Annotated in this window: 29 protein-coding genes; 18 read left to right on the forward strand and 11 right to left on the reverse strand. The window is 64.9% G+C overall.

Going from position 1 to position 22,865, the window contains the following annotated elements; all coding sequences use genetic code 11:
• Positions 1 to 78 precede the first annotated feature (78 nt).
• Positions 79 to 1,380, reverse strand: a complete 1,302-nt coding sequence (gene nhaA / locus IFT77_RS16345) for a Na+/H+ antiporter NhaA (protein ID WP_192043288.1) — start codon at positions 1,378 to 1,380, stop codon at positions 79 to 81.
• A gap of 152 nt (positions 1,381 to 1,532) precedes the next feature.
• Between nhaA and IFT77_RS16350 the strand changes: the two genes are divergently transcribed.
• The 5 genes from IFT77_RS16350 (at position 1,533) to IFT77_RS16370 (ending at position 4,739) form a co-directional block, all read left to right on the forward strand.
• Entirely contained in the window at positions 1,533 to 1,733 is a 201-nt protein-coding gene (locus tag IFT77_RS16350) for a hypothetical protein (RefSeq protein WP_192043289.1), read from the forward strand.
• A gap of 178 nt (positions 1,734 to 1,911) precedes the next feature.
• Positions 1,912 to 2,412 carry a hypothetical protein gene (locus IFT77_RS16355; protein WP_192043290.1) on the forward strand — a complete coding sequence of 167 codons (501 nt, stop codon included), beginning with the start codon at positions 1,912 to 1,914 and terminating at the stop codon, positions 2,410 to 2,412.
• A 129-nt stretch (positions 2,413 to 2,541) separates the two neighbouring features.
• The gene (locus IFT77_RS16360; RefSeq protein ID WP_192043291.1) at positions 2,542 to 3,336 is read left to right on the forward strand and encodes a GH25 family lysozyme; all 795 of its coding nucleotides are present in this window, start codon (positions 2,542 to 2,544) and stop codon (positions 3,334 to 3,336) included.
• Between the two features lie 103 nt (positions 3,337 to 3,439).
• Positions 3,440 to 4,015, forward strand: coding sequence for a VanZ family protein (locus IFT77_RS16365; protein WP_192043292.1), 576 nt, complete (start codon positions 3,440 to 3,442; stop codon positions 4,013 to 4,015).
• Between the two features lie 208 nt (positions 4,016 to 4,223).
• Entirely contained in the window at positions 4,224 to 4,739 is a 516-nt protein-coding gene (locus IFT77_RS16370; protein ID WP_192043293.1) for a hypothetical protein, read from the forward strand.
• Between the two features lie 163 nt (positions 4,740 to 4,902).
• Here the strand turns inward: IFT77_RS16370 and IFT77_RS16375 are convergent, their stop codons facing one another.
• From IFT77_RS16375 to IFT77_RS16385, 3 genes are all read right to left on the reverse strand, one after another.
• Positions 4,903 to 5,181 (reverse strand): hypothetical protein, encoded by a 279-nt coding sequence (locus tag IFT77_RS16375; protein ID WP_192043294.1) that lies wholly within the window; start codon positions 5,179 to 5,181, stop codon positions 4,903 to 4,905.
• A 2,004-nt stretch (positions 5,182 to 7,185) separates the two neighbouring features.
• Entirely contained in the window at positions 7,186 to 7,779 is a 594-nt protein-coding gene (locus IFT77_RS17630) for an RNA polymerase sigma factor (protein WP_371741100.1), read from the reverse strand.
• Positions 7,776 to 8,249, reverse strand: coding sequence for a hypothetical protein (locus IFT77_RS16385; protein WP_192043296.1), 474 nt, complete (start codon positions 8,247 to 8,249; stop codon positions 7,776 to 7,778). Before IFT77_RS16385 ends, IFT77_RS17630 begins: the two co-directional genes overlap by 4 nt.
• A gap of 365 nt (positions 8,250 to 8,614) precedes the next feature.
• On the opposite strand from IFT77_RS16385, the gene IFT77_RS16390 reads away from it, so the two are divergent.
• From IFT77_RS16390 to IFT77_RS16400, 3 genes are all read left to right on the forward strand, one after another.
• Positions 8,615 to 8,884, forward strand: a complete 270-nt coding sequence (locus IFT77_RS16390; RefSeq protein ID WP_192043297.1) for a hypothetical protein — start codon at positions 8,615 to 8,617, stop codon at positions 8,882 to 8,884.
• Between the two features lie 57 nt (positions 8,885 to 8,941).
• Positions 8,942 to 9,136: a hypothetical protein gene (locus IFT77_RS16395; protein ID WP_192043298.1), complete on the forward strand. Its 195-nt coding sequence runs from the start codon at positions 8,942 to 8,944 to the stop codon at positions 9,134 to 9,136.
• Between the two features lie 121 nt (positions 9,137 to 9,257).
• Complete coding sequence (locus tag IFT77_RS16400; protein WP_192043299.1) at positions 9,258 to 9,683, forward strand: hypothetical protein; 426 nt, start codon at positions 9,258 to 9,260, stop codon at positions 9,681 to 9,683.
• A 119-nt stretch (positions 9,684 to 9,802) separates the two neighbouring features.
• On the opposite strand, the gene IFT77_RS16405 is transcribed toward IFT77_RS16400, so the two are convergent.
• The 4 genes from IFT77_RS16405 to sigJ all read right to left on the reverse strand — a co-directional run bounded on the left by IFT77_RS16405 (position 9,803) and on the right by sigJ (position 12,292).
• Complete coding sequence (locus IFT77_RS16405; protein WP_192043300.1) at positions 9,803 to 10,225, reverse strand: hypothetical protein; 423 nt, start codon at positions 10,223 to 10,225, stop codon at positions 9,803 to 9,805.
• 94 nt (positions 10,226 to 10,319) lie between these two features.
• Complete coding sequence (locus IFT77_RS16410) at positions 10,320 to 10,616, reverse strand: hypothetical protein (RefSeq protein ID WP_192043301.1); 297 nt, start codon at positions 10,614 to 10,616, stop codon at positions 10,320 to 10,322.
• Between the two features lie 221 nt (positions 10,617 to 10,837).
• Complete coding sequence (locus IFT77_RS16415) at positions 10,838 to 11,287, reverse strand: carboxymuconolactone decarboxylase family protein (RefSeq protein WP_192043302.1); 450 nt, start codon at positions 11,285 to 11,287, stop codon at positions 10,838 to 10,840.
• A 102-nt stretch (positions 11,288 to 11,389) separates the two neighbouring features.
• On the reverse strand, positions 11,390 to 12,292 hold the full coding sequence (gene sigJ / locus IFT77_RS16420; protein ID WP_192043303.1) for an RNA polymerase sigma factor SigJ: 903 nt from the start codon (positions 12,290 to 12,292) through the stop codon (positions 11,390 to 11,392).
• Positions 12,293 to 12,389: 97 nt separating this feature from the next.
• On the opposite strand from sigJ, the gene IFT77_RS16425 reads away from it, so the two are divergent.
• From IFT77_RS16425 to IFT77_RS16445, 5 genes are all read left to right on the forward strand, one after another.
• A complete protein-coding gene (locus tag IFT77_RS16425) occupies positions 12,390 to 12,815 on the forward strand; it encodes a hypothetical protein (protein ID WP_197980972.1) in 426 nt (141 codons plus the stop codon).
• Complete coding sequence (locus IFT77_RS16430) at positions 12,812 to 13,558, forward strand: SDR family oxidoreductase (protein ID WP_192043304.1); 747 nt, start codon at positions 12,812 to 12,814, stop codon at positions 13,556 to 13,558. The genes IFT77_RS16425 and IFT77_RS16430 overlap by 4 nt, the downstream gene beginning before the upstream one ends.
• Before the next feature lie 482 nt (positions 13,559 to 14,040).
• Positions 14,041 to 14,598, forward strand: a complete 558-nt coding sequence (locus tag IFT77_RS16435) for a GNAT family N-acetyltransferase (RefSeq protein ID WP_192043305.1) — start codon at positions 14,041 to 14,043, stop codon at positions 14,596 to 14,598.
• A gap of 173 nt (positions 14,599 to 14,771) precedes the next feature.
• Positions 14,772 to 15,197, forward strand: a complete 426-nt coding sequence (locus tag IFT77_RS16440) for an ADP-ribosylation/crystallin J1 (protein ID WP_192043306.1) — start codon at positions 14,772 to 14,774, stop codon at positions 15,195 to 15,197.
• Positions 15,198 to 15,386: 189 nt separating this feature from the next.
• Entirely contained in the window at positions 15,387 to 15,746 is a 360-nt protein-coding gene (locus IFT77_RS16445) for a hypothetical protein (RefSeq protein WP_192043307.1), read from the forward strand.
• Between the two features lie 126 nt (positions 15,747 to 15,872).
• Here the strand turns inward: IFT77_RS16445 and IFT77_RS16450 are convergent, their stop codons facing one another.
• Complete coding sequence (locus IFT77_RS16450; protein ID WP_192043308.1) at positions 15,873 to 16,145, reverse strand: hypothetical protein; 273 nt, start codon at positions 16,143 to 16,145, stop codon at positions 15,873 to 15,875.
• A 760-nt stretch (positions 16,146 to 16,905) separates the two neighbouring features.
• On the opposite strand from IFT77_RS16450, the gene IFT77_RS16455 reads away from it, so the two are divergent.
• A complete protein-coding gene (locus tag IFT77_RS16455; RefSeq protein WP_192170641.1) occupies positions 16,906 to 17,355 on the forward strand; it encodes a DUF4279 domain-containing protein in 450 nt (149 codons plus the stop codon).
• 328 nt (positions 17,356 to 17,683) lie between these two features.
• Here the strand turns inward: IFT77_RS16455 and IFT77_RS16460 are convergent, their stop codons facing one another.
• Both IFT77_RS16460 and IFT77_RS16465 read right to left on the reverse strand, forming a co-directional pair.
• Positions 17,684 to 18,688: a zinc-binding dehydrogenase gene (locus IFT77_RS16460; RefSeq protein ID WP_197980973.1), complete on the reverse strand. Its 1,005-nt coding sequence runs from the start codon at positions 18,686 to 18,688 to the stop codon at positions 17,684 to 17,686.
• Between the two features lie 27 nt (positions 18,689 to 18,715).
• Positions 18,716 to 19,267, reverse strand: a complete 552-nt coding sequence (locus tag IFT77_RS16465) for a TetR family transcriptional regulator (protein WP_192170642.1) — start codon at positions 19,265 to 19,267, stop codon at positions 18,716 to 18,718.
• A 71-nt stretch (positions 19,268 to 19,338) separates the two neighbouring features.
• Here IFT77_RS16465 and IFT77_RS16470 point away from each other — a divergent pair, with 71 nt between their 5' ends.
• From IFT77_RS16470 to IFT77_RS16485, 4 genes are read left to right on the forward strand one after another with little or no spacing between them, the layout of a single operon-like run.
• On the forward strand, positions 19,339 to 19,725 hold the full coding sequence (locus IFT77_RS16470; protein WP_192043311.1) for an MmcQ/YjbR family DNA-binding protein: 387 nt from the start codon (positions 19,339 to 19,341) through the stop codon (positions 19,723 to 19,725).
• Positions 19,722 to 20,081 carry an MmcQ/YjbR family DNA-binding protein gene (locus IFT77_RS16475; RefSeq protein ID WP_192043312.1) on the forward strand — a complete coding sequence of 120 codons (360 nt, stop codon included), beginning with the start codon at positions 19,722 to 19,724 and terminating at the stop codon, positions 20,079 to 20,081. The genes IFT77_RS16470 and IFT77_RS16475 overlap by 4 nt, the downstream gene beginning before the upstream one ends.
• The gene (locus IFT77_RS16480) at positions 20,078 to 21,403 is read left to right on the forward strand and encodes a replication-associated recombination protein A (RefSeq protein WP_192043313.1); all 1,326 of its coding nucleotides are present in this window, start codon (positions 20,078 to 20,080) and stop codon (positions 21,401 to 21,403) included. The genes IFT77_RS16475 and IFT77_RS16480 overlap by 4 nt, the downstream gene beginning before the upstream one ends.
• A gap of 19 nt (positions 21,404 to 21,422) precedes the next feature.
• A complete protein-coding gene (locus IFT77_RS16485; RefSeq protein ID WP_192043314.1) occupies positions 21,423 to 22,856 on the forward strand; it encodes a carboxylesterase family protein in 1,434 nt (477 codons plus the stop codon).
• The last annotated feature ends 9 nt before the right edge of the window (positions 22,857 to 22,865 follow it).

Here is a 22,865-nt window from a genome sequence, read left to right on the forward strand (position 1 = left end):
CGCCCTCAGCCGGAGGTACCGCGCACAAGACGAGCACCGCGAGCTCAGGCACTGACGGGAGAGTGAGCCTTCGGCCAGCTAGGCGTCCTGATGCATGTAGTGCCGGTTGCGCGGCCTGAGAACAGCTGTCGCAAGGCCAGCAGCAACGACCGAGGCAATGAGGATCGCGACCTTGGCGTCGTCGTCGTGGTCGCTCCCGAGCCCGTAGCTCAGTTCTGCGACGAGCAGGGAGACGGTGAAGCCGATGCCGCCGAGGAGGGCGACACCGGTGAGGTCGATCCACGTGATCGTCCGGTCTAGCTCCGCCCGGGTGATCCGCGTCGTGATCCACGTCGTCGCGAGGATCCCGATCGGTTTGCCGAGGACGAGGGCGGCGATGATGCCTATTGTGACCGGACTGGAGAGAGCCGTCCTCAATCCGTCGAGACCTCCGAAGGCGACCCCGGCGGAGAAGAACGCGAAGACGGGGACGGCGAAGCCGGTGGAGATGGGCCGGAAGCGGTGCTCGAAGACTTCGGAGAGCCCGGGGCCGGTGCCCGGCCCGCCGCTGGCCTGGCTGCGGATCACGGGCACGGCGAAGCCGAGGAGGACTCCTGCGACGGTGGCGTGGACGCCCGAGGCGTGGATGAGTCCCCACACCAGGACGGCCACCGGCAGCAGGATGAACCAGTTCGCAGCCGGGTGCAGGCCGAAGAACCGGCGGAACTTCTGCGTGAGGAAGACGTACGTGGCGAGCGGAATGATCGCCAGCACGAGGGGGAGGACCTCGATGGCGCTGGTGTAGACGAAGGCGATGATCCCGATGGCGATCAGGTCGTCCACGACCGCGAGGGTCAGGAGGAAGATCCGCAGCGCAGCAGGGAGTCTCGAGCCGACGATCGCGAGCACGGCCACGGCGAAGGCGATGTCGGTCGCCGTGGGGATCGCCCATCCGCGCACCGCGTCCGGGTCACTGACGTTGATGGCGGTGAAGATCAGAGCAGGAACGAGGACTCCGCCGAACGCGGCGGCCACCGGCACGATCGCTTTGTTGATCTTGCGCAGCTCACCGGCGACGAATTCTCGTTTGAGCTCGAGGCCGACGAGGAAGAAGAAGATCGCGAGCAGCCCGTCGGCGGCCCACTCCCCCACGCTCAGGTGCAGCCCCAGAGCCGCCGGGCCGAACTCGAAGTCACGGATCGCGAAGTACGCACCAGATAGCGGAGAGTTCGCCCACACGACGGCGACGACCGCCGCGATGACCAGGACGATGCCGCCCACGGTCTCCTTCCGGAGGATCTCCCCGAGACGGGTGGACTCCAAGGAGGTGTCCGCAGCGAACAGCCCGGGGGCAGCAGCAGCGGCGGGAGGGCGGGATGGGGTCAGGTCGTCGTGTGCCATCGCTCCTTGTCTTACCAGACAGCGGCAGATCGACACCCCACCGGCAGGGACTCAGGGCCAAGGCTGGACCGCCACGGCGTCTCGCAACACGATCCCCATCTGGGACAGCCTCTGAAGCGATCAACGATCCATCTCATGACAGGATCTGCACCGTGACCCTCGCGCTCGTGTGCCTCACCGCTGGCCTCATCGGTCTTTGTGCCGGCGTGTTCCTCATTCGGAACCGAGAGGTCGTCAGTGCGAAATTCAGCGTCGCCGCGGGCGTCGTGGTCATCGTCGGATCGCTGGTACCGCTTCTGCTCGGTGCCGTGGTGCTGCTGGTGACGGTGGCGCCGGGCATCTCCCTCTCGTAGCCGGCCATCGACACTCTCGAAAGGACCCCTGTGGCGTTCTCCCTGACCTTGATCATCATCGGCGCCCTCGGCGTAGTCGGGGGCATCTGGCTGGCGATGGACAAGCGCGCAGCGAGCGTCGTCGGTGGCGTCATCATCGCGCTGCNCGTCCATGGTCGCCCTCGCCGAGGATGGGCAGATGGACGAGTACGCCCCGCCCCGCCTCGGCCGGCAGCTGCTCCTGCTCGCCGGCCTGTTCTTGGTCATCGGGCTCATCGTCGCGGGTGTCGTGGCGGCGCCGATCATCGCGGTGAACACGAAGCTGAACGAGCCGGGCGAGTACGGCGTCTGCAACCCCTTCTCCACGCGCTGCCACGACGTACCGCTTGAGACCATCAGCGCCGTGACAGGGGTGGACTTCCCCGAGGGGGCCAAGGTCATCACCTCGGAAGCCGTGGAGCATTCGATGCTGGGCATGGGCATCGAGTACGTCGAGGGCGCCGTCGAGGTGCCCGACGGCTGGGTCATCGAGCAACTGCCGGACAGCCCCGGGAACTCCACGATGGTCGAGCAGGAGCTCCTGGACCTCGGGGCCGACTCGATCGTCGTTTCCGCGGAGAGGACGGGCTACCTGCAGCACGGTCAGGGACAGGTCGGCGACCAGAACGTCGTTGCGGTCTGGAGGCGCACCAACCCCTGAGACGAACCGGCTCGCTCGACGCCCCGCGAGCTGCAGCACGCACTGGGATCATCTGTCGGAACCGGTAGCGGGTTCGAGAACGTGCCCGCTCGCCCTGCCCCCGTAGCCTCGTCTCCTGTGGAGCCCAACGTGAACGAACACGAGAACGGAGACGACGCCTCAGCCCGAGCAGGCGCGCTTCCTCGACGACGCCGACAGCGCCGAGTCGCCATCTCGGCCGCCGCAGTCGCCCTCACGTTGCTCGTCATCGCCGCACTTCTCTTCACGGGCACGCTCTGGCCCACTCGCACAGCGGCCCTCCGGTACCCGGTGCAGGGCGTCGACGTGTCCGCGTACCAAGGCACGATCGACTGGGACGTCCTGGCGTCGCAGGACATCGACTTCGCCTGGATCAAGGCGACGGAAGGCTCGAGCTACCAAGACCCCCGGTTCGCCCGCAACTGGGCCGAAGCCCACGACACCGACCTGCTCGTCGGCGCCTACCACTTTTTCAGCGTCGACAGCCCGGGAACCGACCAAGCAGCCAACGTCATAGCCACCGTCTCCCGGAACCGGGGCGACCTGCCCGTCGTGGTCGACGTCGAGTGCTACGCCAAGTATTGCGATAGCCCTCCCCAGGCAGCCACAGTCAAGGAAGCGCTGGACCCGATCCTGCTTGCTATCGAACAGCACTACGGCCGACCGGCCGTGCTGTACGCGACCCGCGACTGGTACGAGCGATACCTCGCCGGGAGCTACCCCGACAACCCCATCTGGTTCCGCTCGGTCGCCACCTCCCCGCATCTCACCGACCACCGCGACTGGGCCTTTTGGCAGTGGTCGGCACGCGAGCAGCTCGACGGGTACGACGGCGACGAAAAGTTCATCGATATGAACGCCTTCAGAGGCAACCGCGAAGAACTGGAGTCGTTGCTGCTGCCCTGACACCCCGCCGTCGCGGCCGCCCTGATGCCCGCAACCGGATCCCCTATCGGACGATCGACGTCAATCCGCCGCAGCGGTTTAGCGTCACTAGGCTTCACGCAACATGTCTCCCAGCCCGTTCGGCGAAATCCCTGCCCTGCCGATTGCCATTCCCTTCGGCATCATCGTGTTCGCCGCCCAACTGGTCCTCCTGATCCGAGGACAGCGATTTACATGGCCGCGGGCTACCATCGCAGCCGCTATCGCCATCTACGCCGCGGGAATCTTCGCAAACACGGTCTTCCCGATTTTCCTCGACCCGGCCCCGAGCAGCGAGCCGTGGTCGCCGGCACTGGCGCTGATTCCGTTCCACGACTACGAACTCCGAGACGCACTCACCAACGTGGTGGTGTTCATCCCACTGGGCATCCTCATCCCACTCTTCATGCGCCGCCCGTCCGGATGGAAAGTGCTACTCACCGCCGCGGCGGTCAGCCTGACGATCGAGGTGTTGCAACTTCTCACGCAGAAGCTGTTCTCCGGAGGTCACGTCGCGGACATCAACGACTCCATCTGGAACACCCTTGGTGGTGTCAGCGGATTCGCGATCTCCCTGGCGCTGACCCGTGTGCCGATCCTGTCTCGATTCGTTGCCCGGTTCCGCTGGCACACCGATCACCAGGCGTCCGACACCCCCTGATCCCGTCAAGAGCGTCCTCTGATCGATCGTCTAACGGGCACCCTTACGCAGTCCTTTGACCGAGCTGCGGGGCGCTGCCAATCAATGGTCTCCGTAGTTGACGCGGTGTTCCCTCCATGGTCCGCCGATGACGCTGCCACCGAGAGGTGGTCGCGCCGCAGTCACGTCACGTTGACCAAGTCCGGTGGGTGGTCCACAGTGATGATTCATGAGCCGATTCGTCCCCAGGTCAGCTGTCCGCATGGCCGGCGCCGGCGCCGTGGCCCTCGTGCTTGCCGCAGCGTGCATGAGTTGCGCTGCTTCGGTCGATCACACCGTCAAGGGCAAGATCGAAGAGCAAGCGGAACAGATGCGGAGCTACCTGGAGTACATCGGCGATAACCCCACGGGAGACTCGGTCGAGCATCGAATACGAGCGGGCGAGCTGTACACGGACCTTGCGCTCGACGGCGCCGAACCGGCAAGCGACTCTCCCGGAGGTCCTCCGACGAGCGTCGTCTACGGCCTGAGCACGGACGAGCAGGGGGTCGTGTGGGTGTCCTTCCTCATAGCCGATCAGAGCACCGGCAGTGTCGGGCTATTCGGCTCCGACACACGCGCCCTCGTCGCTTGCATGACCCTCACCGCGAACCCTGAGGGTCATACGCGGGGCAGCTCGGCCGAGTGCCCCGACTACGTCGACACCCTCTACAGCGCCTACCGCCAAGTGGCCGTGAAGCCCTAGACGCGGGTGATGGAAGCGATCATGTCCAATTTCCGATCTCGTACCGGGCACGTTCCCGACTGAGATCGCTGAGAACGACAGCCGCCTGAGAGCGAGGTGAACGTCTGCCGTTCACCTCGCGACATCGCGAAGGGCGGCGGCTCGTCACGGCGGAACGCCTTGGCTACCGCCAGAGGGCCACGGCGGTGAGAACGATCGCGATCGCGCCCGGTGCTGATACCGCTACGCCCAGCACGAGAAGACTGCTTCCCCTCGCTGCGGAACGGCGGGTGTCCAGAACACCCCAAGCAATGCCCACGAGATGAGTCGCGAAAGACACGAGCGGCAGCCACAACCCTTGTGCCGCAGCAACTGCTTGGACATGCGTCTGGTGCCCTTGAGGCACCGACTGGAGCAGGACGAGGGTCAACCCGAGGACGACGGCCACGATCGCGATGGCCACCCAAGCTCCCACAGGCCCCCACAGGGCGCACACCCGCTTGCCTGTCCGAGGGAAGCGCCCACGCACGAGCACGGACACGAGTGCGCCACCGACAGGTACACAGACTGCATACGACGCGAGAAGACGGAGACTCTCACCATCGTCGAAGGTGAGGATCGACTGCCTCAAAGGGGAAGACACGGCGGCTCCACAGAAGGCTGCGGACACAGCCAGGACCAGAACGAGGATCGAGACCAGATGAGGAGCGACGACCTGGACCCGGCCGCTGCGTCCGAAGCCAGCTACCGAGGCCATCGCGACCGGCTCGCGCCCTCGTGCATGACTCCTGAGGTCGTGAGCCCAGATGCTGACGCGTCAATGACCATGGAACACAGCTTGCCCGCGCCGAGACGCAGAATCATCACTCGAAAGACGGAGATCAACTCACCCCCGCCGCCACCCACCCGGACCCGGCATGCTCCTACTCGAAGCACCTCGTAGAGCAGTCCTCCGCTTGCCTCAATGAAGCATCCCCTATCGGGCATCCGACATCGACCACGCGGTGGAGCCATCGTGTGGGCAGATGACATGCTAAGCAGATGAGCCGTCTACGTCGCGCAAGCCTTGCCTTGTCGGTGCTGTGCATGAGCGTCCTCGCCGCCGGCCTCGTCTACGCGGCCCTAGCGTCTCCACCGACTTACTCGACAGGGTGGCTTTTTCTCGGAACGGGAAGCGCCCTCCTTGTCGCTGCCTCCATCCTTTGGGCCTCGATCTCAGGAACTTTCGAGCACGCCGGCGCCAATGACTGGTTCATCTGCGTGAGCCGGTGATCGATCGATCACCGACCACCGCAGCTTTCGGCTTCCCCTTCCCGCGGGCAGCGCACATCAATGGCTTTGGGCGCCGCAGGCCGTGGCAGAACATACCGGTGGCTTGGGGCTTCGCTGAGCGGAACGACAGCTCGCGTCTCAGAGGTGTACGACGATTTCGACAGAGGCCATCACAGAAGTGAGCAAGAGCCAGGATGACAGGGTGACTGACGAACAAGCCGTGGCAGATGGCCCGCGCGCCTCGAAGACCCGAGTTGGCCGGCCCAGCAGTCCCACTCCGTGGATGATCTGGGGCATGGGGCGAGCTTGGGCTTGGGGCTCACACGGTGGCCTGCTCGAGTTGACCGACATCGGCGACAAGAGGATCGTTCGCCTGTCGTCTTCCTCTCTCGATCCGAAGGGCGCGCACCTCCGGTTCGAGCGTCGAGTCCGTGGCCTGGCACCCGAGGGCGACGAGTACATCGAACATGACCTCCTGACGGGCCGCCAAACGGTCGAGGCGCCAACGTCTCTTACGCGAGCCCACGGGCCAAACGGTGAAGTCCTCGACGTCACCGTGACAGTAAGCGGATCGGGTCACTCGACGCACTCGAAGTACGTCATCACCCAGAAACGCTCGGTCATCGAGCTTCCCGTCGACGAACGGTTCGGCCACAACCAGACGGGGCCTGCTGCACAGTTCACCTCGGACGGACGGCACCTCGCGCTGAGCCATCAGACGCCAGATCGGCAGATCAGCGGGGTAACCACCGTCGACTTGGTAGACAACCAAGTGGAACGGTTCGACGGAGTCGAACTGGTCGGCTCCGGGTGCTGGAGCCCGGACGGCTCACGGCTTCTCGTGGCTTCAAGTCCAGGCGGCTACCCCGAGGTGCTCGACACACGACTCGGTTCTCTGACTCGCCTTGACACTGTCATCGAGAACCCACGCAACACCCCCTTGGTTGACAGTCGTCGGGTGGATCAACGACACCAGTCTCCTTGCCTATCGCGACGTGGGAACACGCATGCGCTTCATCGTCGTGGACGTGGAATCGGGGAGGTGTCGAGACCTCCTCAGCGTTGCGCGGCCGGCGCCGAAGAGCGAGATCAGCGGCGTCTTCATGGCGCAATACGCCGCCCAAGGCTGCATTGGTTTGCCGGGACCCCAACGTCAGCCCTGACCAAAACCCAACCCCGACGGATGGCCGATCGTCTATCGACCCTCGGTGGCGCCAATGACACGCTCACGGAATGCGCCGGGTACGTCGTGCGGGCCCTTGTCGGCAAGTTGATCGTGGAGGACCTTCCGGGCTCGGGAAAGGCGGGCACGAACTGCCGTGGCCCGCTTTCCGAGGATTAGAGCCACCTCTTCCTGGGTGAAACCGTCCCAGTAGACGAGGCGCACGATCTCCCGATCCACCACCGGAAGCTGCTCAATTGCCGCTCGTACGTAGGCGACTCTTTCCATGTTCTCAGTTGAGGCATGTTGCTCGAGGGCATCGGCAGACACAGTGAGCCGAAGGCGTGCGCTCAAGGCAGTCCGCCGGGTTCGACCTCGTAGGTGTTGCGAGAGCTTCTTGCGAGCGATGCCAAACAGCCAGGCACGAAGCATGTCCGGTTCGATTGTGCAGGTCGTGCTCGATTGCCAGGCTGCGAGGAACGTTTCACTGACGAGATCCGCGGCGTCATCGGCTGGTACGTCCCGTCGTATGAAGAACCCGAGCAGCCCTCTAGCCTCGTTGCGGAACAAGTCAGCGAGATCTGCGCCTACTTCTCTGTGAGGGTGAGGCTTCGTCGTTCCCGTCAATGGAGTTGTCCGTCGCAGTCCGAATCGATCTCTGCCCAGCCACTCACGGTGCCGGCGGGCAGGCCGAGTTCCTCGGATACATCCATGACGATGAAGTCGAGCATGGACACGGACAGGGCCGATTCGTCTTCGAGGGGCTGCTGATCTCCGATTCCCGGGATTTGCGCTGTTGACTGCACTGACTGGGGGAGATCGCCGGGGGTGCCTGCCTTGTCGCCAGCCAGAACAAGGGCGTATTCGTAAATGCGCTGACCGAGACCGCTCGTGGTGAAGTCGGCATTTCGGTAGTAAGTGGAGACCTCGGTGAACCTGGGCGAGAAGTACGAGCTCTCGATGGTGGCAGTGCACGAGACTGCGACCCCAGTGTCGGTGACGTAAGAGACGGGGATCGGGGTCTCGATTCGCGTCAGGCCATCGATGGCGACTGCGCCGGCCGTGAGTGCTCCGACGGCAAGAATGCTGCCGGGCACGAGCCACAGTGCTTTTCGGCGCCGGGGAAGCCGCCGGCTCCCAGCGGCAACGCGAGTCTCTGCCACAAGAGCATCGAGGGCCGCCCCCGTAGCGACTGAGGAGATAAACGCCGGGCGGCTCTCAGCGAGGATTTCGTCAACATTGTGCTTGGGCAAGGTGATCCGATCCAACCAATGACCGCGGGCTCTCCGCCGTCACAGAAGTAATGCCCAGTGAGCACCAAAGTGTGACATCGAGAATCGACTTTTCCTCTTTCGTAATTCCTTGAAGTGCAGGCCGTGGCCCAGCAACACCTGGTCACCGAAGATTGATCGTCTATCGGGCCGGACACGTAGCGCTCCAGCGTTCGGCCTATGGTGCCTTTATGTCGCCTCGAAGCAGCCAACAGATTTATCTTCTTTGCGCCGTTGGCGTTGCGGTCGGCATCCTCCTGCTGGTCTTTTTGGACGGCGTGGCTATCCCTCTTGCAGGACTACCTCTTGGCCTCTCGCTCGGAATCGCGCTCCGTACCTGGTGGAAGAAACACGGCTGGAACCCGGGCATCACCATCAGGGAAGACGTGGCCGAGGGCGAAGCGTCTAGAGACGAGGACCACAACGCCGACGGGACGTCGCGAAGGCCAATGGGCCGCTGAGAGATCCTCTACCAGGCACGCCCTAGGCCTGCTGAAAAGCGTGGGAGAGAATGCCTCATGACGACCTCGGAGGCGCTTCGCCTCGCCTATGCGCCGTTCCTCTTCGTGGCACTAGGCCTGCTTGCGTACATCGGCATCAAATACAGCCAGGGCAAAGAGCTACCCCGGCAGAAGAGACTCCGCATCGTTGGTCTTGCCTCGATCATCATGCTCATCGGCGCTGGCCTCTACATCGCAAGCTGGTTGGTCTAGAGCCGCAGCCGCCGGCAGGCGCATCGGCTATCGGACACTTGCTCCGCTGCTCCGCCAATCTCTTGATGCGAAACGTCGAACATCGCAACTGACCACCGAGGCGAGGTGACAGGCTCAGTGCATGCTCACCGATGATGAGATCTTGACCGCGATGCGCATGGCTGTCGGAAAGTGTCGGTCTGCGGGATCGAACCTGGCATATCTAGACTATGAAATGAGGGACATCCGGGCCTTACCCGGTCACCTCGATGTCGAACTCGTTCAGCGGGACGGCCACTCCGCGCGTCTTCTGATCGCCCTCCCATCCAGCGGTGAACTCCAGTATTGGCTCTTCGCACCTCCCGAAGACGCCCAAAGGTGGGTCAGCCAGCTATTCATCTGGATTGACGAGGAGGTCTTCACTAGCGGGCTCTCGGACGGGCGCGCAAGGTTGGAGAAGGACGGTGACAGTTATGTGCAGACCGCTCCCTACGGATGGCGTTTGACCGACGCGTCCGAGGATGCGCGACTCTCGAAAGCGGCCGGCTCCCAAGGTTGGTACGGATGACCATCGTCTATCGGGACAGGCCAGCCTCACTGGGAGTGGACGATGCAAACGCTAGTCAGCCCATTCGAGCCGAGTTCGGGCAGGGTTCTCCGCCATGAGGCGACTGACCGCCTGTGTGGTCAGCGGGGCGACACAACGAGGTGACCGCGGAGCAGCGTGCTGCCATCGGGCACGGCCGGATCTTCAACAGCCGACCACGAAGCTGAAGGACCTCCGCTCATGGAGATCGTGAGTGTGGCCCCATCGCCCGGGCTGCAGCCGGACATCATGTCATCAGGTTCGCCCTCGACAACCTGAAGGAGGACGCAGAAGTCGTCATCCGCGTTCCGGGCCGCCCAATACCGATTTCCCTCAGCCTCGCCGAGGTACCGCGCCGACTCCGAGTCCAGATCATCGAGGACCACACTCTCGACTTGCGGCAGGGCATCAGAACTGACCTTTTCCTCAGCCAACACGTCATCCGTTGTGGCCACCGAGCAACCCGCTAGTGCCCCGGCACCTAGAAGCACTACCGCCAGCCGTGCCCACTGCCCCGTGTTCATGTCCTCATCCTGGCCGAGCAATGAACCCAGCACCAGGGCGGCCCGCCTGGCAGTCTCTCGGATTGCCGACCCAACCGTCGCAGGGAACCATCCCCTATCGGGCCCTGCTGCCCGCGTCGTTTAGCTGGTCCACGAGCTGAGCCATGCGAGTGACGCCGATGCGGAGGACGAGGGATTCTGAGAAATGGCGCATCCAGACGCCTTCGACGTCGTAGACCGTCACAGCACCCTCCCGAAGGAGGATGCGGGCAATACCTACGGCCTCGATGTCGTACTCGTTGGCAGGAGCCCCGTCCGGACTTCCCGGCTCGAGGCCATACGGGTCGAGGGCGGTGAGGACCGCCAGCACCTGGGCGACAGTCCGACGGTGGGCGGGCACCTTGGCTTCCATCCCGCAAGCATGTCGTAGGCCGAAAGACCGAGAAGCGATGGGCTATTGGAACCTTGCGACGAACGCTGGCCATGACGGGACTCGATCGATCCACCTCTCAGAGCTGACGCCATGTGTCGTGTCTCAGCAGGGGCTCATCCTCATGCGCGTCCCTTGGTGCCGCAGCAGGCAAATCGCCGGAGAGGGGTCATGCCCGCGGCCATGACCCCTCTCGAGCCGCACTATGGAGCGACGGGGTAGTGGCTGACCACGGCGACGCGGTTCCAGGAGTTGATGACGATGGCGATCCACGTGACCGCCGCGATCTGTGCGTCGTCGAGGGCGCCCTCCACGCCGGCGCCGCGCTCGGGGACCTTGCCGTGGTCGCTGAGCAAGGTCACCTGCTCGGTGAGCTGCAAGGCGGCACGCTCCTCTTCGCTGAAGTACTGCGATTCCCACCACGCGGACACGACCGCGAGGCGGTCGGCGGTCTCGCCGTGCTCGCGAGCGTCCCGGGCGTGCATCCGGAGGCAGAACGCACATCCGTTCAGCTGGGAAGCGCGGATCTTCACCAGTTCGACCAAGCGCTCACTAAGACCGGCCTCGGCGGCCGCCGCCATGACCGTGTGGTTCAGCTGCATCAGGGCCTTGTACGCCGTGGGGTACTGCTTGCCGATGTTCACGTGACTCATCTGTGTTCCTCTTCCTCTCAGCGCAGCGCGGGAGCGAGCGTCCATAGACAAGACGGCACAGGGCGACGCGATGTGAGGCGAGTCAAAAACCGGCACGCGGGTTCACCCCTCGGACGCCCACAGGCTCAGCTTCTCGGGGTTGACGACCATTCGTACGTCGGTGACCGAGCCCTCGAGCACGTCGAGGGTGACGACGCCGGTGATGCGTCCCTCGCGCCAGATGGCGAAGCCGAGCCCATCGTGGGTGTCCTGCTCGAGGACCTCTGCCCTGGGGCTCTTCGCGAGCACTCCGAGGAGGAACCGGGCGACCTTGTCGGCGCCGCGGATCGGCTTCCGGGCCGCGCTGACGATCCCCCCGCCGTCCGAGCGCAACACGACCGCAGGGTCCAGAGCCGTGACGAGCGCGCCGAGGTCACCCGTCTGCGCGGCTGCGGCGAACCGACGCACGACCTCGTCGTGCTCGCGGCGGGGCACTTGTCGGGAGGGCACGGCCTGGACCCGGGCGCGAGCGGAACTGGCCAGTTGCCGGCAGGCGGCAGGCGTCCGGCCGACGATGTCAGCGATCTCGGGGAACGGGACGCGGAACACATCGTGCAGGACGAAGGCGACCCTCTCGGCGGGTGTCATCGCCTCCAGCACCACCAGCAGGGCAGTGCTCACCGTTTCATCCAAGGCCACCCTGTCCAGCGGGTCCTCGACGCGCTCCCGGAACGTCGAGGTGGGGACCGGCTCCGGCAGCCACGGCCCGACGTAGCGTTCCCGACGTGCCCGAGCAGAGCCCAACATATCCAGGCAGACACGGCTCGCGACTCGCGTCAGCCACGCTCGGGGCACCTCGATCGCATCCCGTTCAGGCCTGCCCATCCGGTACCAGCGGATGTAGGTCTCCTGCACCGCGTCCTCGGCATCGGCGACGATACCGAGCATCCGGAACGCCAACGAGAGCAGATGACGGCGCTCACCGATCAGCTCCCCGTCGACTGGCGTTTCGTCTTGTGCGCCCATCTGGCACCTCCTCTCTCCCTGACCATGACGACGCAGCGCACCCGAGTGTGAGGCGCGATGGCCTGACACCCTGACGGGGTGCGTCGTCCTGTAGGTCATGAACAGCATCTCGCGGCGAGTGATCCTCGCCCTCACCGCCGTCCAAGGACTCTTCGTGGGCGTCTGGGCCGAGTTCGCGCCCCGCTCCTTCTACGACTCGTTCCCTGGGTTCGGCCTGCACTGGGTGAGAATGATGGGCGCCTGGAACGAACACCTCGTCAGCGACGTCGGCAGCTTCTACCTCGCCCTTTCAGCGATCACCATCATCGCGATCCCCGCCCGCACCGCTGCGCCCGCCCGTCTCACCGGCGTCGCCTGGACCGTGTTCGGGGTGCTCCACCTCACCTACCACGCCACCCACCTGATGGGCTCCGACTTCGACAAGGTCGGCAACCTCACCAGCCTCAGCATCGCCGCCCTTCTCGGCATCACCCTCCTCCTTCCTCCCCGGACCCCGGAGCGCCGACAAGAACGGCGCGCATGAGGGTCGCGATCGCCGGAGGCACCGGCACGGTCGGCCGCCACGTCGTGCGGGCCGCGAAAGCCGCAGGTCACGACACGGTGATCCTCTCCCGCGCCACCGGCGTCGACCTGATGAACGCCGCTGGCCTTGCCGACAGGCTCGCCGGCGTTGATGCGGTGATCGACACCTCCGCGCCCTCCACCCTGTCCACGAAGAAGGCGATCGCCTTCTTCGGGACCATCACCCACAACCTCCTGGCCGCGGAACGGGCAGCAGGTGTGCACCACCACGTCCTCCCATCGATCATCGGTGCCGCAGACGCGGACTCCGGCTACTACGCCGGCAAACGATTCCAGGAGCAGCAGGTGATCAGCTCAGGAGACTCATGGTCCTTGCTGCGCACCACGCAGTTCCATGAGTTCGCCCAGCAGACCGTGGACCGTGGGACCACACTGGGAGTCTTCCTCGCACCAAAGATGCGGAGCCGTCCGATCGCGGCCTCCGCCGTCGCTACCCAACTCGTCGCCATCGCGGCCGACGGACCTCAGGGCCACGTCGCCGACCTCGCCGGACCGAAGGAAGAGTCCATGCCCGACCTCGTCCGCCGCTACGCCCGAGCCGCAGGGAGGCACAACCCCGTCCTGTCCGTCACCCTGCCGGGGCCAATGGGACAAGCGATGCGCAGTGGTGGGCTACTCCCCTACCCCGGCACCCGAGAAGACACTCAGACCTTCGACGAATGGCTCACGGCCGTTCAGAGATAGGCATCCCCCACGGGCGGGGCCAGTGCTAGCGTCTGTTGCCTCACAACGGAGCCCGCGCTCCGGGGTGACGCGCCGTAGAACGGCGAACCATCGTCTATCGGGCAGACGCGGGTTGCTGGCTAACGGCGCGCTCGCTGAACTCGGTCATGCCAGGAAAAGCCGCGAAGCAGGCGGTCGAGTGGACGTAGGCGGACCGGTTCAGGCCGGTGCTCGGTTGGAGGAGCATCGCCACGATGATCCACATCGTTCACCGACTCGGCGGGCCTGAGCGCTCTCGCGTCAGCCTCGGCGAACCACCCGCGTTCTTCGAACATGACGACCTCCGTCGGTTCCGAGAAGCATCCCAGCGGGATGGGTCGCGGTCAACGATCGTCTGTCGGACGTCGTCGGCCGCGCACGCTGGATGACAGAGCACGAGGGTCACGACGCTCGCTCGGACCACCACTGTCGATGCAGACACGACCCGCGGAAGAATGGCGAACATGACCCATTCGATCCAGGCGACGCTGACAGAGCGACTGACGCTTTCCCGCCCGACCGAGCGAGATCTCTCGGAACTGCATGCCCTCCACGTCGACCCGGAGGTATGGAAACACCTCCCGTCCGCACGCCACACCGAGCTGGCGGACACTCGCGAACTGGTCAATCGATACCTGGCGGGATGGGATGCCAACGGCCTCGATGTCTGGGTCGCGCGGGACACGGCGACGAGCGCGCTGGTCGGCATGGGCGGCCCCAGCCTTCGCGGGGGCCTTGCGTGGAACATCTACTATCGGCTGGCACCATCAGCGTGGGGACGGGGCCACGCGCAGGAGATCGTCGCGGCGGCCCGGGAAGCAGTGTCCGCGACAGGACGCGACCTACCGCTGGTCGCGTCCCTCCTCGAGCACAACGAGGGATCGCGTCGTGCGGCCCAGCGCGCAGGCCTAGAGCTCGTGTGGCGCGGCCCAGACGCAGGCAATCCCGACCCGGACGCGGTACGACTCCTTTTCGCCGACCGCCCGCTCAGCGAGGACGCACTCCGCCTCTTCTCCTCGTAGACCAGAGCCAACGGATTGCCAGCACGGACCAGCCGTCAGGCAGGAACACCGTCGTCGCTCCCCTCCCAGTAACGGATCCCCTATCGGACGCCGCGGAGGAGCCTGGTCGACGCTCGCCCACGTCGACGGATAGACAGATAGGAAATGAGCGTTCCATGCAGCATCCTGTTTTCATGACCACACGATCGGAGACGGACAGCAGCGTTGTGCTCTGGCGGCCTACGGGCCCGGAGGAACTCGAGCTCGTCGAGGCGAGTGGCTGGTCGCTGTGGCCCCCGAGACTGCCGGATCAGCCGATCTTCTACCCGGTGTTGAACGAGGACTACGCTGCGCGCATCGCCCGAGACTGGAATGTGAAGGCCTCGGGCGTTGGCCATGTCACTCGGTTCTCGGTGCGTCGAAGCTTCCTCGAGGGCTTCGATGTCCAGCAGGTGGGTGGGCGAAGCATCCTGGAGTACTGGATCCCGGCGGAACGCCTCGATGAACTCAACGCGAATCTCGTGGGGCCCATCACGCTCGTCAGCACGTTCCGTCGCGATGACGCCGACGGCGAGATCAAAGAGTTCCGCGCGGAGTGGCCCGCCCGTAATGCGCCGTGAGGCAGTGGTCGGGGAGCGATGGTCTATCGGGCACGCTAAGAGCTGGTCTTGCGGCCCGCGAGCTCGCGCCAAATTCTTACCCGGTTGCACTTCAATTGCGTTGCTCGCGACGGGCATGTGATGCGTGACCGCGACAGCTCCCATGAAGCGTGAACCGTGCGAAGGCGGGAAGCAGGCAGTATCAAGGCCATGAGCGTTCGCAGAAAGCCATACGTATTCATCAATGCCCCCGAGGCGATAGTCGTCTTCGCTGCCCCGATCATCGCGGTAGGGCTTACCGTGGGCTTCCTCCACGCGAACATCTGGGCCGTACTTCTCGTTATGGCGGTGGGCTACGCCCTATCGGTGTCGTACTTTCGTCGGCTAAGGCCCACTGTTTGGGTCGACTTGGTACTGCTGGGCAGCCTGCCAATCGGCGTCGTCGTTCTCATCCTGGTCCAAGACCACATTGGGCCTACGTACTACGCATGGCTCCTCAGCTGCCTCTCCGGGTTGATCATCGGCGGTCGCACTTGGCGCCGTCGACAGCGGATCAGGCCGCGCGGCTGATCTCCGCGGGATCCAGCGTGGCCGCCGACGTGCATAGCTTTTAGACGGTGGCAGAGATTTCGTCCTGACCACGGGGCCCAGCATCTACATCCCGCCCGTCAGCCGATCCCTTATCGGGACGCCTCGTCAAGGCTTGCGGCGCACACACTGTCGGTAGCCGAGCCATGCTGCCAGCACGAGCAAGCTGATGACGACGATGGCCGCGCCCACAAGGCTTGCGGTCGAGAACATGTGCACCCCCTCGGCTGTGAACGTCGTGTCCGACAGGGGCGCATAGGCGAACCACCCGAAGGACACCGGCTGCGCCGCCGCGACGGCAAGGACGACAACGCCCACAACCAACGCGGCCAGGCCGGCAACCAGAACGAGGCGGGAAGTCAGACCGGCACGACGCGTCATGCCTGGACCATAGCGCGCCGGTTCGCGCACCAGGATGCCCGCGACTTGCCCGTCGTCCAACAGACTGATGGATGTGGCCGGTGGCCGATCGTCTATCGGGCGCGTCGGGCTCTTCGATGAACGAACGTAACGACAGCCACGCCAAGAGCTGAAATAAGCGCTGCAACTGCGGCTACCCGTCCCACGCGCTGCGCATTAAGCGCCGACTCAAACTGCTGCTTTGTCTGAATGATCTCCGTCCCCTCAGGCACTGGCCAGGGAAAGACCGGTGTGAACCACCCTGCCCTGACGGTTGCGATAGCGCAGACGACGAGCGCTGCGACGGTCAAAATACTGAGAACTAACGCCCACCGAGTGGGGCGAGATGGACGTGCCATGGGGTCACGGTAGCGCGCTTGCGTGTTGCAGCCGAGCGGCCTGCGGTGCCGCCACACTGAGACCCGTTGGCGATCGGCTATCGGGACGTGCGATCGCGAACCGTGCATTACGGTCGAGCCGTAATTCTCGTCTGTTGGGCAGTCGCCATCCTTCTTGCGTTGATCGCAGTCGCGTTCGCCTTTGCCGACCGGCGTGCCGGACGAGCATTGTCTCGACGGGCGTACATCACGCTGGGCGGATCCGTCGTGGTCGCCCTGGTCGGCACTGGGTCCGTGTTCATCTGACCTAGCACCGCCGCGGGAGCCCGAACGACCATCGGTAAGCGGGCACGATCGGGTCAAAATTTCCGATCTCGGCGAAGCGTGAGTGGGACACTGCCGCAGTGATTAAGAACATCCAGGTGGAGTTAAACATCTATGGCCAGCAGGGCTCTTCGGTGCACGTGACACAGCTCTTGGGCGTCACACCGGACGAGCAGTACGAGATCGGCGATCTCAAGGGTGACGGCCCCCGCGTCTTCGACGTGTCGATATGGAACCTATTCAGCAACCGTCACGTCGACGCTATCCGCGCAGAGCACGGGCAAGACCCTTGGGGGCGTGTGCAGTGGATACTGCTACTGCTGCCGCATAACTCGGCGACACTTTTCACCAAGCTGCGCCTCGAGGGCTACCTCATCACACTGGCCGTGTCCCTCATCACCGACCACGAAGAAACCACCTTCACAGTGCCCGCGCAGGTCTTGCAGCAGGTGGCAGCCGCTGGGCTTGATCTCGAACTGACACCCAGATCAACTAAGCACACGCAGCTCTCGTATCACGACGTCTGGTGATTCTGGCGGAGCCCAACAGGACACGTCACCACCGGCCGGCAGCCGACCGTCTACCGGACAGACGCGGGGTGCTGGCTAACGGCGCGGTGCCTGAGTGCGGTCATGCCAAGGAAAGCCGCGCAAGAGGCGATCGAGCGGACGGAGGCGGACCGGCTCAGGCCGGTGCTCCGCTTGGGGAGGATCGCCACGATGATCCACACCGTTCACGGAGTCGGCGGGCCTGAGCGCTCTCGCGTCAGCCTCTGCGAACCACCCGCGTTCTTCGAACATGACGACCTCCTTGGTTCCGAGAAGCATTCCAGCGGGATGGGTCGCGGTCAACGATCCCCTAACGGACACTCTCGGCTAGAAGTGTCACCACGTGTTTCCCTGGCGTGCGACTGGAGTCGAATGCCCGATGAGCATCTGCCACTTGGTCCAGCCCCTGGTAGGTGTTCGCGATGACGACGGCAAGTGTGCCGTCTGCGATCGCCTGAAGATATGTGTTCAGGGCGGCGGCGGGAAGGTCGGCTGCTTCTCCGCCGTAGCTGGTGAGGTTGGTGCCATTGGGGATCGTGAATGGGGAGAATTCTGGAATCGTCCACATGTCGCTGAGAGCGCCGACGAAGCAGACCGTTCCTCCGTGCTTCACGAGGGTGAGCATGTCCGGGAGGCGGGCGGCGCTGATGAATTCGAGGACTCCGTCGAGCCCGTCGGGCGCGAGTGCGCCGACTTTGTCGGTGAGGGTCTCGTCGTCGAGGAGGACGTGGTCGGCACCGATGTGGAGAAGGAGCTCAGTGCGGTCTTTGTTTCGGGTGGTTGCGATCACGCGGGCACCGAGAAGGTGTGCGATGGCGATGGCGGTCAACCCGACGGTCGAGGTCCCTCCGTGGATCAGCACAGATTGGTTGGGCTGCAGGCGTAGGCCGGTCATCAGGGCGCCGTGGGCTGTCTGCAGCATCTCTGGCAGGGCGCCTACGACGGCCCAGTCGAGCTCGGTGGTGAAGGGGATGGTGTTCGAAGCATCGACGACGGTGTACTCGGCGTAGCTGCCATCGATGGTGCGGCCGAGGCCGCCCATCATGGTGGCGACTTTCTGCCCGAGGGGTAGATCGACGCCCTCACCGACGGCGTCGATGGTGCCGGTGGCTTCGATGCCGAGAATGCGTGGGAAGGTGAAGTCTGGCCCCGATTCTCCTCTTCGGCTGGTCACCTCGGACTCGTTCACGCTGAACGCGTGGACATGGATGCGCACCTGCCCCGCCGAGACTTCCGGCAGGGGAACTTCGGTGACGATGAGCCCGTCAGGCGCGACCGGGACCGTGAGTCGGATGGCTTTCATGGTGTCGGGCATTGCGAATCTCCTTCGAGTTCATCGCGGCTAGCGATCTTCGAGCAGGGCGTGGAAGGCGCGGCGGACCATGGCCTCGTCGAGCGGTGCGTCGTCGTGGAACAGGCGATAGCTCCACCAGCCCCACATGAGCGCATCGACTGCTCGGGAGGTCGAGTCAGACAGCCTGCTTCGGAGAATGACGAGCGATTCTTCCTGGAAGCGACGGAGGACATTCGCTGCGCGGGTGCTCCTGGCGGCGTAGTGGGATAGCTCGTTGTAGAGGCGGAGGTCTTGGCGTCCGGGGCTGGTCGCTCCGATGGTCGCTGAGACGAGGGCCTCGACGACCGCATCTGTCGTCGATGCAGCTCGCAGTGGTGCGGCGAATCTCGACTCGAGTTCGCTTTCGAGTGATTCGAACGCGGCGACGATGAGCCCGTCGAGGTCGGAGAAGTAATACGTCGCCGAGCCCAGCGGAACACCCGCAGTGCTGGCGATTCGCCGGTAGGAGGCCGCGTGGACTCCCTCGGTGCGGATCACCTGCAGTGCGGCGCTCAAGATGCGCGCACGCCGTTCAGGGTCGTTGGGCTTGCCTTTCCGCACTCATTCTCCTTTGTCAGTCCAAGTGCGTACCATCGTACGTACTTTCCGGAGTTGACGATCGTGGAGGACACATGAAGGCCGACACCATGCAGGAGCACGCCCGGGCACGAGCTACGGAGTTGCCTGGTGCAGACCTCGAGCATCCGTTTGGTCCCGACTGGGACGTGTTCAAAGTCCGGGGCAAGGTCTTCATGCTCACGACGGAGATCACCGGGGAACCGATCGTTGTCCTCAAAGCCGCACCAGAGGACGCGAAAGCCCTTCGCGAGCAGCACGACGACATCACGCCCGGCTACCACATGAACAAGAAGCACTGGATCACCGTCCACCCGGGAGGTGATCTCCCGGCTCCCCTCGTTGACGACCTGGTCACCGAGTCGTATCTGCTGGTCGTCGAGGGCCTCCCCCACGTGAGACGGCCCGTGGACCCGACGACGTTCGGCCGGCACGAGCGATGATCTTCTCGGGCGTGCAGCTGCAGAAGGCGGCCCGTGACGCAGCCTCGACGCTCGAGTATGTCAGCCGGGGGCGCCCGTTCACCCCGCATCTGGACGTGTGGAAGGTGCGGAACAAGGTGTTCCTCCTCGTCACGGACGACGATCCTGACCTGCAGATCATCACGGTCAAGGCCGATCCGCACTACGCCGACGCGCTCCGCCGCGACCACGAGTCGATCACTCCGGGGCGATACCTCGACAAGGACCACTGGATCTCGGTCGGCGAGGGTTCTGGTGTGACGAAGCGTCTCGTCGAGGACTTGGTGCGCGGTTCCCACGAACTCGCCGCCGGCGGCCAGATGGGTCGGCGCTCATGAGCGCGCAGCCGTCGCTGTTCGACGTCGACGACTCGTCCCAGCCCCTCGCCGATCGGTTGCGGCCCCGGACGCTGGGCGACGTGGTCGGGCAAGGTCACGTGCTCGACGAGGACGCACCCATCGGCCGAATGGTGACGGCGCATCGACTTGTGTCGATGATCCTGTGGGGGCCTCCGGGCTGCGGGAAGACCACCATCGCCCGGCTCCTCGCTGACCAGACCGGCCTCGCGTTCGAGCCGCTCTCGGCCACGTTCTCCGGTGTTGCCGACCTGCGGAAGGTGTTCCGAGCAGCCTCGGGACGCCGCGAGATCGGGCAGGGCACGATGCTCTTCGTCGACGAGATCCATCGCTTCAACCGTGCTCAGCAGGACTCGTTCCTGCCCTATGTCGAGGACGGCACGGTCGTCCTCGTCGGTGCGACGACGGAGAACCCGAGTTTTGAGCTCAACGGTGCTCTCCTGTCGCGCAGTCAGGTCTTCGTCCTCCGCCGACTCGACGAGGGAGCCCTCGACACGCTTGTTGACCGCGCCGAGGAGCTCCTGGATAGACCGTTGCCTCTCACTGCCGGAGCCCGCGAGGCGCTGATAGCTATGGCGGACGGGGACGGGAGGTACCTGCTGAACATGATCGAGCAAGTGCGGCACCTGCCCGCGCCCGTCGATCAGGCGACCCTCGCCGCGGCCGTGCAGAAGCGGGCACCGCTGTACGACAAGACACAGGAGGGGCACTACAACCTCATCTCCGCGCTTCACAAGTCCTTGCGCGGTTCAGACCCGGATGCGGCCCTGTACTGGCTCGCCCGGATGCTGGAGGGAGGGGAAGACCCGCTGTTCATCGCGCGCCGCCTCACCCGGTTCGCCACCGAGGACATCGGGATGGCCGACCCTGCAGCCGTCCAGCAGGCCCTGGCGGCCTGGGACGTCTACGACCGCCTCGGTTCACCGGAGGGGGAGCTCGCCATCGCGCAGGCTGTGGTCTACCTAGCGACGGCCCCGAAGTCGATCGGCGTGTACCGCGGTTTCACCCGGGCGCAGGCAGCCTCGAGACGCACGGGTTCGCTGATGCCGCCCGCCCACATCCTGAACGCACCCACACGGCTGATGAAGGATCTCGGCTACGGCGAGGGCTACCAGTACGACCCGGACACCGACACCGGCTTCTCTGGCGCCGACTACTTCCCTGAGGGGATGCCCCGCGAGACGTTCTACGAACCCAGCACCGGTGGCTACGAACGCGCCATCACCGAACGCCTCCGCCACTGGGCCGCCCTCCGCCAGCAGACAGCCGCATCCCACGACCACTCGCCTCACGTCGACGACTGACACCGAAAGGAACACCCCGATGGACACCGCCCCCACCCAAGACCAGACATCAGTCCGCTCGTGGCTCGGAATCCCCTACGCCACCGCGGCCCGTTTCCGCAGCCCACAGACCGTCCCCTTCGACCCCGACCTGCCGTATGACAAGAAGGGCCCGGCGCCGCTGCAAGCGGGCGACACCAGCTGGCTCGAGGCCGACAGCGGCTTCAGCGAGGACTGCCTGAACCTCAACGTCTGGGCACCCGAGACCGCCGGCGAAGGGCCGCTGCCGGTTGTCGTCTACATCTACGGTGGCGGCTGGATGCTCGGGTCGAATACTCAGACCACCTCCAACGCCTCCGGTCTCGCCGCGACCGGACGAGTCATCGGAGTCGCGGTGAACTACCGTCTGGGCGCCTTCGGCGCGCTCTCGCTCTCCCACTACGGTGGGGCGCTCAGTGAAGCGAGCAACCTCGCCCTCCAAGACATCATCGCGGCCCTCCGGTGGGTGCGTGAGAACATCGCCCGGTTCGGTGGTGACCCGGACAACGTGACGGTCACCGGCCACAGTGCTGGCGCCTACTCGACCCTGAACCTCCTGGCTGCTCCCTCTGCTGCGGGCCTCTTCCACCGCCTAGCTGCGTTCTCCGGGATGCCCGCACGCCTCGTGCCGGCATGGGGGGCCGAGAAACGTGCCCATGCGGTGCTGACAGCTCTTGGCCTCGAGGACCACCCCGAACAGCTGCTCGACGTCGACGCGTTCGAGCTTGCGGAAGCTATGGCGAAGACCCAGTCATCTGATCCAGGCGCCGCCCACGGTGTCGACAACGACATGATCGGTCTCGTCGACGACAGAGACCAGCCACACGGTGTCCTCACTGGCCGCCCCATGGACGTCCTCCACTCAGGCCAGCACCGCGACGTCGACATCCTGTTCAGCAGCACGACACATGAGATCGACTACTGGGTCCTCTACCGGACGAAGGACTTCGACCCAGGAAGCATCGACGCCATCATCGATGACTTCTCGGACCGGAACCGCGTTCCCCGAAGTCGTGCCCAGAAGATCGTTGCTGAGTACGACGTCGACGGGCGCACCCCCATCGAGGTCAGAGGGGCACTGCTGACTGATCTCACCTTCACCCTGCCGCAGACCCGTGGGGCCCTCGCTCACGCGGGCGCTGGTGGCACGGCGTATCTGTTGTCGATCGGCCCCGCCGAAGGCGCCCCTGCCTTCCACGGGACAGAAATGTACGGCATCGTCGGGCAGACGCGCCCGGACTCCAGCGAGGAGCAAGTGGCCCGCGACAGCTTCGTCCGCGACGCACTGCTCAACCTCGCTGAGGGTCGACGCGATGCGCTCTGGGCGCCGGTCTCGGCTGAGGCCACGGCGAAGGGCATCGGGAACTCTCCCTATGATCCGACAGCTCACGCGCTCGAGGTGCTCCGCACGTTCGAGGGCATCGACAGGCCCTGAGAAAGACAG

The organism is Frigoribacterium sp. CFBP 13729 (genome assembly GCF_014841875.1).
GTDB lineage: Bacteria > Actinomycetota > Actinomycetes > Actinomycetales > Microbacteriaceae > Frigoribacterium.

Bases quoted from the DNA above. Each gene is read 5' to 3' on its own strand.
- nhaA (WP_192043288.1), bottom strand. From the start codon at position 1,380: ATGGCACACGACGACCTGACCCCATCCCGCCCTCCCGCCGCTGCTGCT.
- IFT77_RS16355 (WP_192043290.1), top strand. From the start codon at position 1,912: ATGGACGAGTACGCCCCGCCCCGCCTCGGCCGGCAGCTGCTCCTGCTC.
- IFT77_RS16365 (WP_192043292.1), top strand. From the start codon at position 3,440: ATGTCTCCCAGCCCGTTCGGCGAAATCCCTGCCCTGCCGATTGCCATT.
- IFT77_RS16370 (WP_192043293.1), top strand. From the start codon at position 4,224: ATGAGCCGATTCGTCCCCAGGTCAGCTGTCCGCATGGCCGGCGCCGGC.
- IFT77_RS16390 (WP_192043297.1), top strand. From the start codon at position 8,615: ATGTCGCCTCGAAGCAGCCAACAGATTTATCTTCTTTGCGCCGTTGGC.
- IFT77_RS16395 (WP_192043298.1), top strand. From the start codon at position 8,942: ATGACGACCTCGGAGGCGCTTCGCCTCGCCTATGCGCCGTTCCTCTTC.
- IFT77_RS16400 (WP_192043299.1), top strand. From the start codon at position 9,258: ATGCTCACCGATGATGAGATCTTGACCGCGATGCGCATGGCTGTCGGA.
- IFT77_RS16405 (WP_192043300.1), bottom strand. From the start codon at position 10,225: ATGAACACGGGGCAGTGGGCACGGCTGGCGGTAGTGCTTCTAGGTGCC.
- IFT77_RS16410 (WP_192043301.1), bottom strand. From the start codon at position 10,616: ATGGAAGCCAAGGTGCCCGCCCACCGTCGGACTGTCGCCCAGGTGCTG.
- IFT77_RS16415 (WP_192043302.1), bottom strand. From the start codon at position 11,287: ATGAGTCACGTGAACATCGGCAAGCAGTACCCCACGGCGTACAAGGCC.
- sigJ (WP_192043303.1), bottom strand. From the start codon at position 12,292: ATGGGCGCACAAGACGAAACGCCAGTCGACGGGGAGCTGATCGGTGAG.
- IFT77_RS16425 (WP_197980972.1), top strand. From the start codon at position 12,390: ATGAACAGCATCTCGCGGCGAGTGATCCTCGCCCTCACCGCCGTCCAA.
- IFT77_RS16430 (WP_192043304.1), top strand. From the start codon at position 12,812: ATGAGGGTCGCGATCGCCGGAGGCACCGGCACGGTCGGCCGCCACGTC.
- IFT77_RS16435 (WP_192043305.1), top strand. From the start codon at position 14,041: ATGACCCATTCGATCCAGGCGACGCTGACAGAGCGACTGACGCTTTCC.
- IFT77_RS16440 (WP_192043306.1), top strand. From the start codon at position 14,772: ATGACCACACGATCGGAGACGGACAGCAGCGTTGTGCTCTGGCGGCCT.
- IFT77_RS16445 (WP_192043307.1), top strand. From the start codon at position 15,387: ATGAGCGTTCGCAGAAAGCCATACGTATTCATCAATGCCCCCGAGGCG.
- IFT77_RS16450 (WP_192043308.1), bottom strand. From the start codon at position 16,145: ATGACGCGTCGTGCCGGTCTGACTTCCCGCCTCGTTCTGGTTGCCGGC.
- IFT77_RS16460 (WP_197980973.1), bottom strand. From the start codon at position 18,688: ATGCCCGACACCATGAAAGCCATCCGACTCACGGTCCCGGTCGCGCCT.
- IFT77_RS16470 (WP_192043311.1), top strand. From the start codon at position 19,339: ATGAAGGCCGACACCATGCAGGAGCACGCCCGGGCACGAGCTACGGAG.
- IFT77_RS16475 (WP_192043312.1), top strand. From the start codon at position 19,722: ATGATCTTCTCGGGCGTGCAGCTGCAGAAGGCGGCCCGTGACGCAGCC.
- IFT77_RS16480 (WP_192043313.1), top strand. From the start codon at position 20,078: ATGAGCGCGCAGCCGTCGCTGTTCGACGTCGACGACTCGTCCCAGCCC.
- IFT77_RS16485 (WP_192043314.1), top strand. From the start codon at position 21,423: ATGGACACCGCCCCCACCCAAGACCAGACATCAGTCCGCTCGTGGCTC.